The organism is Lacibacter sp. (genome assembly GCF_057361365.1).
In genome coordinates, this window is record NZ_JBMQSG010000006.1 from 92,382 (window position 1) to 104,980 (window position 12,599).

General features: G+C 39.8%; 13 protein-coding genes. 8 read left to right on the plus strand and 5 right to left on the minus strand.

All coding sequences use genetic code 11. The features are described 5' to 3' along the window. Positions 1-2 precede the first annotated feature (2 nt). On the minus strand, positions 3-995 hold the full coding sequence (locus ACO1QW_RS03765; RefSeq protein WP_486255827.1) for a hypothetical protein: 993 nt from the start codon (positions 993-995) through the stop codon (positions 3-5). 246 nt (positions 996-1,241) lie between these two features. Here ACO1QW_RS03765 and ACO1QW_RS03770 point away from each other — a divergent pair, with 246 nt between their 5' ends. From ACO1QW_RS03770 to ACO1QW_RS03785, 4 genes are all read left to right on the plus strand, one after another. Then, the gene (locus ACO1QW_RS03770) at positions 1,242-1,898 is read left to right on the plus strand and encodes a porin family protein (protein WP_486255829.1); all 657 of its coding nucleotides are present in this window, start codon (positions 1,242-1,244) and stop codon (positions 1,896-1,898) included. A 68-nt stretch (positions 1,899-1,966) separates the two neighbouring features. Next, positions 1,967-2,629: a porin family protein gene (locus tag ACO1QW_RS03775; protein WP_486255831.1), complete on the plus strand. Its 663-nt coding sequence runs from the start codon at positions 1,967-1,969 to the stop codon at positions 2,627-2,629. A 22-nt stretch (positions 2,630-2,651) separates the two neighbouring features. Continuing rightward, the gene (locus ACO1QW_RS03780; RefSeq protein ID WP_486255833.1) at positions 2,652-2,870 is read left to right on the plus strand and encodes a hypothetical protein; all 219 of its coding nucleotides are present in this window, start codon (positions 2,652-2,654) and stop codon (positions 2,868-2,870) included. Between the two features lie 39 nt (positions 2,871-2,909). After that, positions 2,910-5,255 carry a carboxypeptidase-like regulatory domain-containing protein gene (locus tag ACO1QW_RS03785; RefSeq protein WP_486255835.1) on the plus strand — a complete coding sequence of 782 codons (2,346 nt, stop codon included), beginning with the start codon at positions 2,910-2,912 and terminating at the stop codon, positions 5,253-5,255. 2 nt (positions 5,256-5,257) lie between these two features. Here the strand turns inward: ACO1QW_RS03785 and rlmB are convergent, their stop codons facing one another. From rlmB to ACO1QW_RS03805, 4 genes are all read right to left on the minus strand, one after another. Beyond that, complete coding sequence (rlmB, locus tag ACO1QW_RS03790) at positions 5,258-6,028, minus strand: 23S rRNA (guanosine(2251)-2'-O)-methyltransferase RlmB (RefSeq protein ID WP_486255837.1); 771 nt, start codon at positions 6,026-6,028, stop codon at positions 5,258-5,260. A gap of 77 nt (positions 6,029-6,105) precedes the next feature. Beyond that, positions 6,106-7,362, minus strand: a complete 1,257-nt coding sequence (metK, locus tag ACO1QW_RS03795; protein WP_486255839.1) for a methionine adenosyltransferase — start codon at positions 7,360-7,362, stop codon at positions 6,106-6,108. A gap of 73 nt (positions 7,363-7,435) precedes the next feature. Beyond that, positions 7,436-8,920, minus strand: a complete 1,485-nt coding sequence (locus ACO1QW_RS03800; RefSeq protein ID WP_486255840.1) for a DUF4270 family protein — start codon at positions 8,918-8,920, stop codon at positions 7,436-7,438. 15 nt (positions 8,921-8,935) lie between these two features. Beyond that, entirely contained in the window at positions 8,936-9,754 is an 819-nt protein-coding gene (locus ACO1QW_RS03805) for a glycogen/starch synthase (protein ID WP_486255842.1), read from the minus strand. 107 nt (positions 9,755-9,861) lie between these two features. Here ACO1QW_RS03805 and panC point away from each other — a divergent pair, with 107 nt between their 5' ends. From panC to rfaE2, 4 genes are read left to right on the plus strand one after another with little or no spacing between them, the layout of a single operon-like run. Further along, the gene (gene panC / locus ACO1QW_RS03810) at positions 9,862-10,710 is read left to right on the plus strand and encodes a pantoate--beta-alanine ligase (RefSeq protein WP_486255843.1); all 849 of its coding nucleotides are present in this window, start codon (positions 9,862-9,864) and stop codon (positions 10,708-10,710) included. Positions 10,711-10,746: 36 nt separating this feature from the next. After that, entirely contained in the window at positions 10,747-11,091 is a 345-nt protein-coding gene (gene panD / locus ACO1QW_RS03815; RefSeq protein ID WP_486255845.1) for an aspartate 1-decarboxylase, read from the plus strand. 15 nt (positions 11,092-11,106) lie between these two features. Further along, a complete protein-coding gene (locus ACO1QW_RS03820; RefSeq protein WP_486255847.1) occupies positions 11,107-12,144 on the plus strand; it encodes a lysylphosphatidylglycerol synthase transmembrane domain-containing protein in 1,038 nt (345 codons plus the stop codon). Beyond that, positions 12,107-12,598: a D-glycero-beta-D-manno-heptose 1-phosphate adenylyltransferase gene (gene rfaE2 / locus ACO1QW_RS03825; protein ID WP_486255849.1), complete on the plus strand. Its 492-nt coding sequence runs from the start codon at positions 12,107-12,109 to the stop codon at positions 12,596-12,598. Before ACO1QW_RS03820 ends, rfaE2 begins: the two co-directional genes overlap by 38 nt. Position 12,599 lies beyond the last annotated feature (1 nt).

The window sequence follows — 12,599 nt, forward strand, 5'->3', positions numbered from 1 at the left end:
TATTAAACTTTTAACGCATTTACCTTCTCCCGCATGGCATTAAAAAATCGGTTACGGTCTTTTTCGCCGGTAGCGCTTATTTGCGTTGAGCGACTCACCAATGTATAAAAATTTGCAAATGCTTTTTCATTAAAGCGGGGATCTTTGGTAATGAGATAGCTCAGCACATTATACGTAACAAATGAAAGTTTCTCCTCATTCAATTCAAGCAGAATAGTGTTGCTGCCGATAATCACCTCGTTTACGTAAAACTGGAGAGGCGCACGGTAAACGATTTCTGAATCGCCGGGCATAAACTTAATTCCCTTTTCAACCTCCAGTTCAATGTGATCAAGACATTTCTGGAAAGAATCAATAACAATATTGAGATCTTCAGGATGCTTAAAATAGCCGCCTTCTTTATAATATTTCAATTGGCTGAGTGTGCTATTGATACTCTCTGCATTCCATAATTCAAGCGAGGGAATTTTGTTATACTCCCGAATAATTTCCTGACCCAGGAGGTAACAATCCAATAACGGAAACTCTTCAAGTGAAAATAACTTGCCTTTATATTCAGGCGAATCTTTAATAGTTTTACTCCAGAAAAAAGTTTTAAATGCAGCAATTTCAGGATATAGATAAAAATGAAAAAAAGTAATGTCTTTACAGAAGTAATGCATTTTCTTAGTGGTAAACGTGTTGAAATACTTCATGTATTCTAGCATTGCTTTCAAATAATCACTAAATGCAACACGTTCTTCATTTATTTCCGGTGCACGAAAAACAATCAATTCGTTTTGTAATTGTAACACCTGGTCGATGGATATTTTGAAATGCTGGCTGAGTGTTTTTAACTCAGAAAGCGAAACTTCTTTCTCTCCCCGTATACGCCTGTAAGCACTATCGTTACTGATATTGAGTAAATCAGCTACCTGATCAACCAATGAAATATGAGATGGTAATGAAGTTTTGATGTACTGGAATAACAGTACCTGGGGATGAGTCGTATCCATGTCAATTGGTTTTGGGGTTTCCTGCAAAACGAGCGATTCTGTTTTGCAGAAAGTAGTTATGTCCTTTAAGGTAGCAACATTTATTGCAAATCACAACTGTGTTTTCACCTTACCATACCCTTTTTGTGGTATTTGTGCCAATGCCTGCCAGTACGTAGTGCATTGCAATTATGAACAGCCGGTTAGTGAAACTAGGTTTGTGTTGTCAATTGATGATTTAATCAGTAACAACTAAAACTTACAAACATGAAAAAGACATTACTCATCGCCTCAGCATTTTTGTTTATCGCAAATGCAAGTAAAGCTCAAAGCCCTAAAATTAAGTTTGGTATTCACGCCGGTACATCTATTGCCAATATGAAATATGAAGAGGACAATATATCCTACTCTCCACAATCAAGCGTTGGTATTCAGGCGGGGTTAGTAGCAGACTTCCAACTCAGCAAACATATATCGCTTCAACCTGGAATAAATTTCGTTCAAAAAGGAATGAAAATGAAAGATGACGACATCTACGGTTCCGATTATGAAGCCATTGAGCGTATTAATAATATTGAAATTCCAGTGAATGTGCTTTTCAATTCAAACGGAAGCTATGGTAACTTCTTTGTTGGTGCTGGCCCGTCTTTATCATTTGCCGTAGCTGGAAAGACAATTGAAAAAATGGATGGCGACACTGAAAAGATCAAATTAAAATTTGGCAACGATGAAATGGAAGATGATTATCGTGCTTTTGACCTAGGTTTAAATGGCATGATCGGTTTCGAATTTAAAGGTGGTTTGTTCATCGCAGCCAATTACAATATTGGTTTACTCAATCTTTTGCCCGGTGGTGATAGCGATTATGGCACCGTTAGGTCCAGTTATGCAGGCTTTAGAATTGGATATTTTTTCAATCGCTAGTCACTGACCTTTTTGCTTCTTTATCTGCAACCATTCTCACTTATTCCTGACAATCAAAAACCAAAACAATGAAAAAGTTTTTCTACATCGCAGTTATGGTATTCAGTGTGAGTCAAGCATATGCTCAAACAAAAGTTGGCTTTAATGCCGGGTTAGCAGTTTCATATGGAATTTCAAATTATAAAGAAGAAAATGAAAAGGAAACTTATGATCCTATAACTGGTTTAAACATTGGAGTATTTGCTGCAATACCTGTTGGAAAACATTTCTCTTTTAATCCCGGCATCAATTTTATTCAAAAAGGTTCGAAAGATTCAGATACGTACGACGACTGGGGTGGTGAAACATATAGGTTCAATGTATGGGCTAGAGCAAATTGTCTTGAATTAGGTTTGCCATTGCTTTATAATACGAACGCCAAAAATGGAAATTTCTTTGTTGGTGCAGGGCCAACATTCACTTTAGCGTTGAACGGAAGAACTAAAATTGACGTTACTGGTGAACAGCCCGTTGATCGCAAAATTGAATTCGGCAATTCCGAAGAAGATGATATGCGTCCGTTCGATATTGGTGCAAATATGTTGGCTGGCTTTACAATGAAAAACGGTTTGTTCTTTTCGGCAAATTACAACGTTGGTCTTTTGAACCTCACACCCGGAAAAGATGCAGGTGATTTATCAATGAAATTCAACTATTACTCCTTCAAGATCGGTTGGATAATTGGAAACTAGAATCACAAAATCACTACTATCAATGGAACACAATTTCAACCCATACAAAGGCGATTACAAATACATTCTTGAAGAGCAAGAGCGTAAAGAAACCGGGGTAGTGAACGCTCTCCCGGTTTCAAAAAAACCAAAACGATATGCCTGTTTCTGGACATGGATTTTTGTACGTTTACTGAAACGCCCAATACGCACCGACCAACTGAAGCTCACTTTTCCCGTACTTTTTGAATTCTTTTATTAACCGAAACGCCAATACTATCACCAACAAACCAAAATCACAATGCGACTTTCACATTTATTCATTGTTGCCGCAGTATGGTTAAAGACAGAAGTAAAAGCACAAGTTATAACGCCCACACAAAACATTCGGGGTCGTGTGGTTGATGCTGAATCACAATCACCGGTTAAAGGCGCAACCATCACCATTGCCGAAAGTCAATTTTCAACTGTCACCGACTCATCAGGCAATTTTATTCTTACAAAAATTCCGGTTGGTCGTCAGCGTGTGCAGGTAAGTTTTGTGGGATACCAGGTTTATTTATCCGATTATTTTATTCTCAATTCTGCGAAAGAACAGGAAATGCAGATCATGCTTATTGAAGAAAAGAAAAGCCTTGGACAGATAACGATCACGGGCATACGAAATCCAAAATTACCTGTGAATAAATATGCATTGGCAAGTGGACGTTCTTTTTCTGCTGAAGAAACACAACGGTTTACAGCAAGTGCCAATGATCCCGGCCGCATGGCCATGGGTTTTCCGGGTGTGCAGCCGAGCAGGGATAGCCGCAACGACATCATCATTCGTGGAAACAATCCTGTAGTTATGAACTGGCGCCTTGAAGGGTTAGATATACCAAACCCAAATCACTTTGCACGTAGGGGAAGCAGTGGCGGAGGCATTACTATTTTTAGTTTGAGCGTGTTGGATAACTCCGATTTTTATACCGGTGCCTTAGCTGCTGAATATGGTGATGTGTTGAGCGGTGCATTTGATGTACGCTTTCGGAAAGGTAACCAGCAAAAAGCAGAACACACATTTAAAGCAGGTATGATCGGTCTGGAGTTTTCAACCGAAGGGCCCATTCAAAAAGGAAGAAGCTCCTACCTCGTAAACTATCGTTATTCATTTCTTGATATCCTGAATGCGTTTGGATTAAACCTTGTTGATGAACGTGAACGGAACAAATTCACTGATGTATCATTCAATGTTGCCTTCAACAATAAAAAGAATACGGTTCAAACAAATGTTTGGGGAATGGGCGGCTATAGCAAAGAAACTTTTCTTGCTGTTGAAGATACAGCACAATGGAAACAATATGATGATTATGCAATTTACGACAGCCGCACATGGATGGGTGCCGTAGGTGTTGGCCAAACAATAAAACTCAACAGCAAATCTTTTTTGAAAACATCGCTGGCTGTAATGGCGCAAAAAGTTACCTGGGTTGATGATACGCTAACCACACGGCAAGAGCCTACAAAAGTGAACGATGAATTGTATAACAACAGCCGTGTTTCATTCACTACTTCATACAATTTAAAAATGAATAATGTGGTGAATATGAAAACCGGCGTATACGTTAACTTACTGAATTATGAATTCAATAAAGGTGAATGGAATTACGGAAGCAATAGTTATAAGCCGAATGTTATTGCAGGAGAGGGAAACAGTTGGCTGCTGCAACCATATCTACAATTTGGTATAAAACCTTCGAGTCGTTTACACATTAATCCCGGTGTGCACAGCATGTATTTTGCGCTCAACAAACAGTTTGTTGTTGACCCAAGACTTTCGATGCAGTATCGCTTTTCAGCAAAAAGCAATGTCACACTCGCCTACGGATTACATAGCAAATTGCTTCCGCTTGGTTCTTATTTCTATCATGGAGGCGGTTCGTTTCCAAACAAGGATCTGAAGATGATGCGGTCGCATCACTACATCATTGCTTATGATCAGTTGCTGGGTAACAAATGGCGCTTTCATGCAGAAGCTTACCACCAGCAGTTGTTCCAGGTACCCGTTGCGAATGATGTGAACCGCACATTCTGGATACTGAATGAAATGGAAGGCTACGCAAATGAAGCTTTAGTAAGTAAAGGAAAAGGAACGAATACGGGCCTTGATCTTTCGCTCGAAAAGTTCTTTTCGAAAGGATTATTCATGATCGCATCTTTCTCTGTATTCGATTCGAAATATTCGGCACTTAATGGAAAAGAATACAACACACGTTTTAATTCACGTACCAGCGGTTCATTCGTTGGTGCAAAAGAATGGCAACTGAAGAAAAACAAAGTATTACAGGTTGGCTGGAAGATGTTGTACAATGGTGGCGTTCCTCTCTCTCCTCTTGCTGCTGTGCAGAATAATTCAAGGCAACCCGTGTTAGATGAGACAAGGCCTTTCTCTGAATATACACGTGCATACTTCAGAACCGATGGACGTATCTCTTTAAGAAAAGATAAAAAGAAGATCAGCTGGCAGTTGGCACTCGATATTCAAAACCTGTTTGCACAAAAGAATATTGATCCGTTAGGCAGAAGATATGACCCAACAACTAATCAATGGACATTCAAACAACAGTCGGGCATTGTTCCGGTGTTGAGTTACCAGATAGATTTTTGATACTAGCCCCTTTGCTTCATTGCTTCATACAAAATCATGGCCGTTGCTACACCTACATTCAAACTTTCAAAATCTCCTTTCATGGGGATTTTGAAAGTTTCATCACAGATCTTCATTAAGCCGGGAAACACACCTTTCTCTTCACCACCCATTACAATGGCGCAGGGTTCTTTGAAATCGCAATCATAAATATTTGTCTTCGCTGTCATTTCACTGGCGAATACACGAATGCCGTTTAAGTGAAGATCATCTACAGCTTTCATTAAACTGTTTACTCGGCAAACAGCAATCAATTCTAATGCACCAGCACTTGTAAGAATAGCATCTTCATTTAACGCTCCTACTCCTTTATCAGGAATAATGAGTGCCTGTGCCCCACAACACAAAGCAGTGCGTGCAATACCACCAATGTTCCGGATATCAGTAACGCCATCTAGAATAACAAACATCGGCACTTCGCCTTTGCTCACCACCCAATCAATAACCTGTTGCAGATCCTGGTAACGAATTTTCGATAGCTGTGCAACCACTCCCTGGTGATCGCCCACGTTAAAGCTGTTTAGTTTTTCAGCAGGCACTTTGTTTACGGGCACCTGTTGTTTAAACGCAAGCTTTTGTATCTCTTCTGCAACATCGCCATGCAAATTGCCTTGCATGTAGATACGGTCGAGTTGCTTGCCTTCCTGTAATGCTTCAAGCACGGGAATGCGGCCGATAACCAATGAGGATTTTTTTGGACGATGCTGCTGCTGTTTTTGACGAAACTGTTTCACGTTGCAAAGAAACATAAAAAAGAAACCCACAAACCTTTCGGTTTATGGGTTGAACCACATTGATGGTTTTGTTTGGGTTATTTTAAACCGAAAGCTTTCTTCACTTTCGATACATAATCTAATTTCTCCCAGGTAAACAATTCAACTTTTACTTTCTTCACTTTACCATCGGGGCTCTTGAAACTTTTTTCAACCACTTCAGGAACACGACCCATGTGACCATAAGCAGCAGTTTCGCTGTATATAGGGTTACGCAATTTCAAACGTTGCTCAATGAAGTAAGGACGCATATCAAAGATACCTTCAACGATCTTTGCAATTTCACCATCGCTCAATTCAACTTTTGCAGTTCCGTGAGTATTTACGTTAATAGAAGTTGGTTTTGCTACACCAATGGCATAAGAAACCTGTACCAACACTTCATCACACAAACCAGCAGCAACAAGGTTCTTTGCAATGTGACGTGTTGCATAAGCAGCAGAACGATCTACCTTAGAAGGATCTTTACCGCTGAACGCACCACCACCGTGTGCACCTTTACCACCATAAGTATCAACAATGATCTTACGACCGGTTAAACCAGTATCACCGTGAGGTCCGCCAATTACGAACTTACCTGTTGGGTTGATATGGTATTTAATATCGCTGTTAAACAACTTAGCATATTTCTTATATTTTGATTTGATGCGTGGGATCAAAATGTTGATCACATCAGCTTTGATCTTCGCTAACATTTTTGCCTCAGCATCAAAATCATCGTGCTGAGTAGAGATAACGATCGCATCGATACGAACAGGGCGGTTGTTATCATCATATTCCAATGTTACCTGGCTCTTAGCATCAGGACGCAGGTAAGGCATTTTCGAATTCTTCTCACGACGGATAGCTGCCAATTCAATCAGCAGGTTGTGAGCAAGATCCAACGCCAATGGCATATAATGTTCTGTTTCGTTACTTGCATAACCAAACATCATCCCTTGGTCACCTGCACCTTGTTCTTCTTTTTTCTTGCGGTCAACACCCTGGTTAATGTCCGCACTTTGTTCATGAATGGCACTTAGCACACCACATGAATTAGCTTCGAACATATATTCACTCTTAGTATAACCGATCTTCTTAATTACACCACGGGCAATCTCCTGTACATCAAGATAAGCTTTCGACTTAACCTCGCCAGCTAAAACAACCTGGCCGGTAGTAACCAATGTTTCGCATGCAACTTTACTTTGTGCATCGAACGCAAGAAAATTATCAATTAATGCATCACTGATCTGGTCTGCAACTTTATCAGGATGACCTTCAGAAACTGATTCAGATGTAAATAAATAAGGCATAGTAATGAGTTTAGATGTTCCGTTATTTTAAGTTCGGAAAGGCGCAAAGATAAGCTGTGAAACAATTCAAAACTTACTGCTTTGAGTAATAGATGCGCACATACATTTTTTGTGTAGGATGCGATCCCCCGCCGAGTTGCACACGACCGTAAGCTAAAGGATTAAGATAGCTGGCACTGGCTTTTTTAGCAGTGAAGTGAACGATGTATGGAGCTGATAATTTGAAATCTCTTTTTGTTGCTTTGTTATTGACCAGGTTCTGAAGATAGCTGGTCATGTTCATGCGGTATTCAGCAATAAGGTTATTGGCTGCATCACGCACAAAATTGGTTCCTCCGCCTGTATAATCAAAATCCATCGTGAACATCGTATCGGATTGCAGATTTAATGTATTTGCCGGAGTCATGTAATATTGCTGATCGAAAGGAATCGGTTCTACAGCACCAGTACTTGAGAAACTTGACATGTGCAGAAAAGGCGGCACAAACATATTCTCAATATTTAATGGCCCCTGGTAAACCTGCTGAGCAACTAACTCAGCACGGTGAATGATGTATGGACGATTATTTAAAGTATCAAGTCCGGGAATTGAAACACGAACTGCTGTACCCGGCGCTGCCTGTACGTATACAAGGCTGCTTGGCGTTCCTGCATTAATTACAGGTTGAGCAGTGCTGCCCGCATAATTGCGATGAATTTTGTTTGCATTAGCACTACGGATGGTATCGTTCACAAACGTAAAACGGGCAACAGTTGTATCGTCTTTTCCTTCACGGTTACGTTGGCGGTAATAAAGATTCAATCTTGTTGTTTCACCTGTAAGCTGAAAATAGTTGATCACATTCCCACTTGTTAAGGAGTCGGCAACAATAGCAAAACCGTTCAGGAAATTTTTGAATGTTGTATCGTTTTTAAACGCTCCGTTGACATTATCCTGATCCAATAATAAACGGCCAAATGCATCGCTCAAACGAATACGTAATTGATTAATGACGCTGTCGGCTTTATAAGCTGCACGATATGGTCTCCTGATGTCGCTGGTGGTAACAGAAGCAGTTCCCAAAAAATCACCTGTAGAAAAATTAGGCGCTTCTGTAATGCGATATACTCTGTTCGATTTAAAAGTAGGATCTGTGATCTTATACACATTTACTTTTGAAACGGCCGACGTATCGCCATAAGTACCGGCATAAGCCAACGAAAGTACACATGAATCAAGAAACAAACTGTCTTTTGAAACGGCGTAAGTAAAAGGGTAAAGTGTTGGGAGTAACTGCAAATACATCGACGCAGTTGTTGTACCAAACATCGGATCGTTTACAAAACCTAAAAGATGCTGATCAGCTTTAGATATATAACTCGAATCAACCTCAAAATAATTTGTAGTTACAACCGGAAGCATCATCGTGTCAGTTACCAAACGATCAGTACCGGGTAACAAGTCACCTCCTAAAGTTGTACGTTCTAACTTTGTACAACTGCTGATAAAAAATAAAATAAATACAGAAACAACTAAAAAGGAACTTTTTCTGCGCATTTCCGGTGTGAGAAAACTCATAGAATGATGACAATATTATTTCGACGAAAGGTCGGTATATAGTTGTAAATAGTCTGTTAAATCACCGTCTGGTTTAAAAGGCAACACTTTCTTTCCACGCACTTTATTGAACTCTTCCAATAATTTTTTATCAACCTTTTCAGCACCAAATGTAATTGCATCAGCATAAGTTGCGCCACCACGGAACATAGCCGTGTTGTTTACATCCTTATAAGGTTCAAGATCTTTATCCTTAATGCTTGCATGAATATTTGCCAGCTTTAAAAACTTAGCACCAAGTTTCTCTTTAAATGTATTTTGACCAACAGTGTAGATGAGTTTGCTGTTACCGAAAACCGGCTCTTTTTTATAAGCAGTTTGCAAATACATTGGAATTAAACCTGTCATCCAGCCGCTGCAATGAATAATGTCCGGAGGCCAGCCGAATTTCTTTACAGTTTCCAATGCGCCTTTGCAGAAAAAGATGGTACGAAGGTCATTATCATCAAACCACTTTTCATTTTCATCATGATAAATGAATTTGCGTTTGAAAAAATCTTCGTTCTCAAGGAAATAAACCTGCAAACGGGCGTTGGGTAAAGAAGCAACTTTGATTTGAAGTGGGTAATCATCATTATCAACAGAAACGTTGATACCGCTGAGCCTAACTACTTCGTGTAAGCGGTGGCGACGCTCATTAATGACACCGAAGCGGGGCATAATACAACGGATTTCGAAACCACTATCATTTGCTTTGATCGCCAGTTGATTGACAATAGAAGAAAAATCTGTTTCTTCCAGATAAGGCGACATTTCACTGGCAATAAATAAAATTCTTTTCTTTGCTGCTACCATTACTGATTGTTAAAGAATCGTTACCTGTTAAATAAGGTGTGCAAAGGTAATGGATTTTAGGCAAAAGGCTTGTATTTAGCAAGTTTTGCCCACAAAAAACAACGTTCATGCTCATTTTTCATACAGTTAAGCAGCTACAGAAATATCTCGGTCAGCAAAAAAGCAAAGGTTTATCAACCGGCTTTGTTCCCACCATGGGAGCATTGCATCAGGGCCATTTATCACTTGTCGACCAAAGTAAAAAAGCGACCGACCTTACAATCTGCAGCATTTTTGTAAATCCCACCCAGTTTAACGATCCGAAGGATTTTGAAAAATACCCGGTTACCATTAGTACCGACGTTGAATTGTTGTTGAAGGCTGGTGTGGATGTGCTTTTTCTGCCATCAGTTAAAGAGATTTACCCCGCTGGAACAGTTGAGCGACCTCATTACGATCTGGGCTTTTTAGAAACCGTGCTGGAAGGCAAATTCAGGCCTGGGCATTTTCAAGGCGTTTACCAGGTGATGAAACTGCTGTTGACGATTGTAAATGCTGATCATTTATTTATGGGCCAGAAAGATTACCAGCAATGCATGGTCATCAACCACCTTATTCAAGCGGAGAAAATTTTTACCAAACTTCATATAGCGCCTACCCTTCGTGAAACCGATGGCTTAGCCATGAGCAGCCGCAATATGCGTTTGACAAAGGAAGACAGGCAAACAGCAGTCGCCATTTCTCAAACATTGAAAGAAATGAAAAAGCAATTGAAGCCGGGGAATTTGTTGAAGATAAAAGAACGAGCAAAAGAATTTCTCTCATCAAAAGGATTTAAAGTTGATTATACAGAAATAGCACATGCGCAAACATTGCAGATCGTTGAAAATTGGAATGGAACAGATTCGCTTGTTGCGTTAATAGCAGCCTACTTAGGCGAAGTGCGCCTGATTGATAACATGCAGTTAACTGCATGATAAAACCATTAAAAACTTTCCTTATAACTTTGCCAAATGGAAATTGAAGTTTTAAAGTCGAAGATTCATCGATTAACTATTACAGAAGCCAACCTTCACTATGTAGGCAGTCTTACGTTAGATGAGGATCTGATGGATGCAGCCAACATGATTGAATATGAAAAGATCCAGGTTGTGAATGTAAATAATGGCAACCGTTTGGAAACTTATCTTATAAAAGGTAAACGTGGAAGCGGCGTTTGTTGTTTGAACGGTCCTGCTGCACGACAAGGTTCTGTTGGAGATGTGGTAATTATCATATCTTACGCCACCATGCATTTTGATGAAGCCAAAAGTTTCAAACCATGGGTTGTGTTTCCAAAAGAATCAAATAAACTTTAGACAGGCCACTACTTTATGCTGAAGAAAAGAATCATCCTCGCTGTACAGTTTTTATTTTTCCTCGGGCTTGGATTGTTTCTTGTTTGGTGGATGGCCCGTGGTATTGATGAAAAAGGTTGGGCTCAGATAAAACTTTCTTTGCAGCAAGCCAATTACTGGCTTTTTGTTCCGGTTTTTGCGATGCTGCTTCTTAGTCATTATGTGCGTGCCCTGCGATGGAAAATATTGATGGAACCGCTTGGTTACAAACCCGGAACTTTTAATGTGTTCAATGCAGTGATGATCGGTTACCTTGCCAATCTTGCTTTCCCCCGTTTGGGTGAAGTATTAAAATGTACGCTACTTGCCCGTTACGAAAAAGTTGCCCCCGATAAACTTGTTGGCACCATTGTAGCTGAACGTGCCATTGATCTTGTTTGTCTCATCACAGCTTTTGTCATCACAATTCTTTTGCAAATCGATACTGTGGGTAACTACGCATTGGATATGTTGCAAAGCATATTTAAAGGCAAAGGCGATGATTTTTCCTGGCTTCGTTTAGGAATGGTGATTGGTATAACCATTTCGTTTATCCTTGTTTGTTACTGGATACTCACCCGCTTTGCGCACATCCGTATTATCGATCGTATCAAAAATGTGATCAAGGGCATTTGGCATGGTTTAAACAGTGTGCGTTTTATTAAACAACGTCGCTTGTTTCTTCTTCATACAATTCTTATCTGGACTTTATATTTCCTTAGCAGCCGTGTTGGTTTTTATGCCATGGAAGAAGTTTCTCATCTCGGTACAAGAGAAGCATTTTCCATTTTATCATTTGGTAGTATTGGTATGATTGCTACACAAGGTGGCATTGGCGCTTACCAGTTTATTGTACAGGAAATATTAATGTTGTATGGTCTTTCCCAAATTACCGGTTTTACTTTTGGGTGGATTTTGTGGATCGCTCAAACTCTTGTGATCTTATTAGGCGGATTGATCTGCTTTATTCTTTTACCAGTTATTAATCGTAAACGTAATGAAAGCAACCAAACACATTCAACAGAAAATACTTGACGCTCATCATTTGCAGCAGGAACTGATGCGTTGGCGGAAGTTTGATAAAAAGATCGCTTTCACCAATGGCTGTTTCGATATTCTGCATGCTGGTCATATACATTCACTGGCGCAGGCGGCTTCGTTTGCTGATGTGCTGGTTGTAGGTTTAAACAGTGATGGTTCCACCAAGCGTTTAAAAGGAGAAAACCGTCCGGTTAATAATGAAGAGAACCGTGCTTTGCTTCTTGCTTCATTGGTAATGGTTGATGCTGTTGTTTTGTTTGATGAAGACACCCCTTACGAATTGATTACTTCTGTTATGCCCGATGTACTTGTGAAAGGCGGTGATTATACAGTTGATACTATTGTTGGCGCCAAAGAAGTAATGGGCAATGGAGGTAAGGTTGAAATTATTCCCCTAGTACCTGGTTTATCATCAACAAAACTTGGAGAACTAATTCTTAAACTTTAAA

Excerpts from the sequence above, each read along its gene's own strand:
- rfaE2 (WP_486255849.1), top strand. The coding sequence starts at position 12,107 with ATGAAAGCAACCAAACACATTCAACAGAAAATACTTGACGCTCATCAT.
- ACO1QW_RS03780 (WP_486255833.1), top strand. The coding sequence starts at position 2,652 with ATGGAACACAATTTCAACCCATACAAAGGCGATTACAAATACATTCTT.
- panD (WP_486255845.1), top strand. The coding sequence starts at position 10,747 with ATGGAAATTGAAGTTTTAAAGTCGAAGATTCATCGATTAACTATTACA.
- ACO1QW_RS03765 (WP_486255827.1), bottom strand. The coding sequence starts at position 995 with ATGGATACGACTCATCCCCAGGTACTGTTATTCCAGTACATCAAAACT.
- ACO1QW_RS03770 (WP_486255829.1), top strand. The coding sequence starts at position 1,242 with ATGAAAAAGACATTACTCATCGCCTCAGCATTTTTGTTTATCGCAAAT.
- panC (WP_486255843.1), top strand. The coding sequence starts at position 9,862 with ATGCTCATTTTTCATACAGTTAAGCAGCTACAGAAATATCTCGGTCAG.
- ACO1QW_RS03800 (WP_486255840.1), bottom strand. The coding sequence starts at position 8,920 with ATGAGTTTTCTCACACCGGAAATGCGCAGAAAAAGTTCCTTTTTAGTT.
- ACO1QW_RS03785 (WP_486255835.1), top strand. The coding sequence starts at position 2,910 with ATGCGACTTTCACATTTATTCATTGTTGCCGCAGTATGGTTAAAGACA.
- ACO1QW_RS03820 (WP_486255847.1), top strand. The coding sequence starts at position 11,107 with ATGCTGAAGAAAAGAATCATCCTCGCTGTACAGTTTTTATTTTTCCTC.
- ACO1QW_RS03805 (WP_486255842.1), bottom strand. The coding sequence starts at position 9,754 with ATGGTAGCAGCAAAGAAAAGAATTTTATTTATTGCCAGTGAAATGTCG.
- ACO1QW_RS03775 (WP_486255831.1), top strand. The coding sequence starts at position 1,967 with ATGAAAAAGTTTTTCTACATCGCAGTTATGGTATTCAGTGTGAGTCAA.
- metK (WP_486255839.1), bottom strand. The coding sequence starts at position 7,362 with ATGCCTTATTTATTTACATCTGAATCAGTTTCTGAAGGTCATCCTGAT.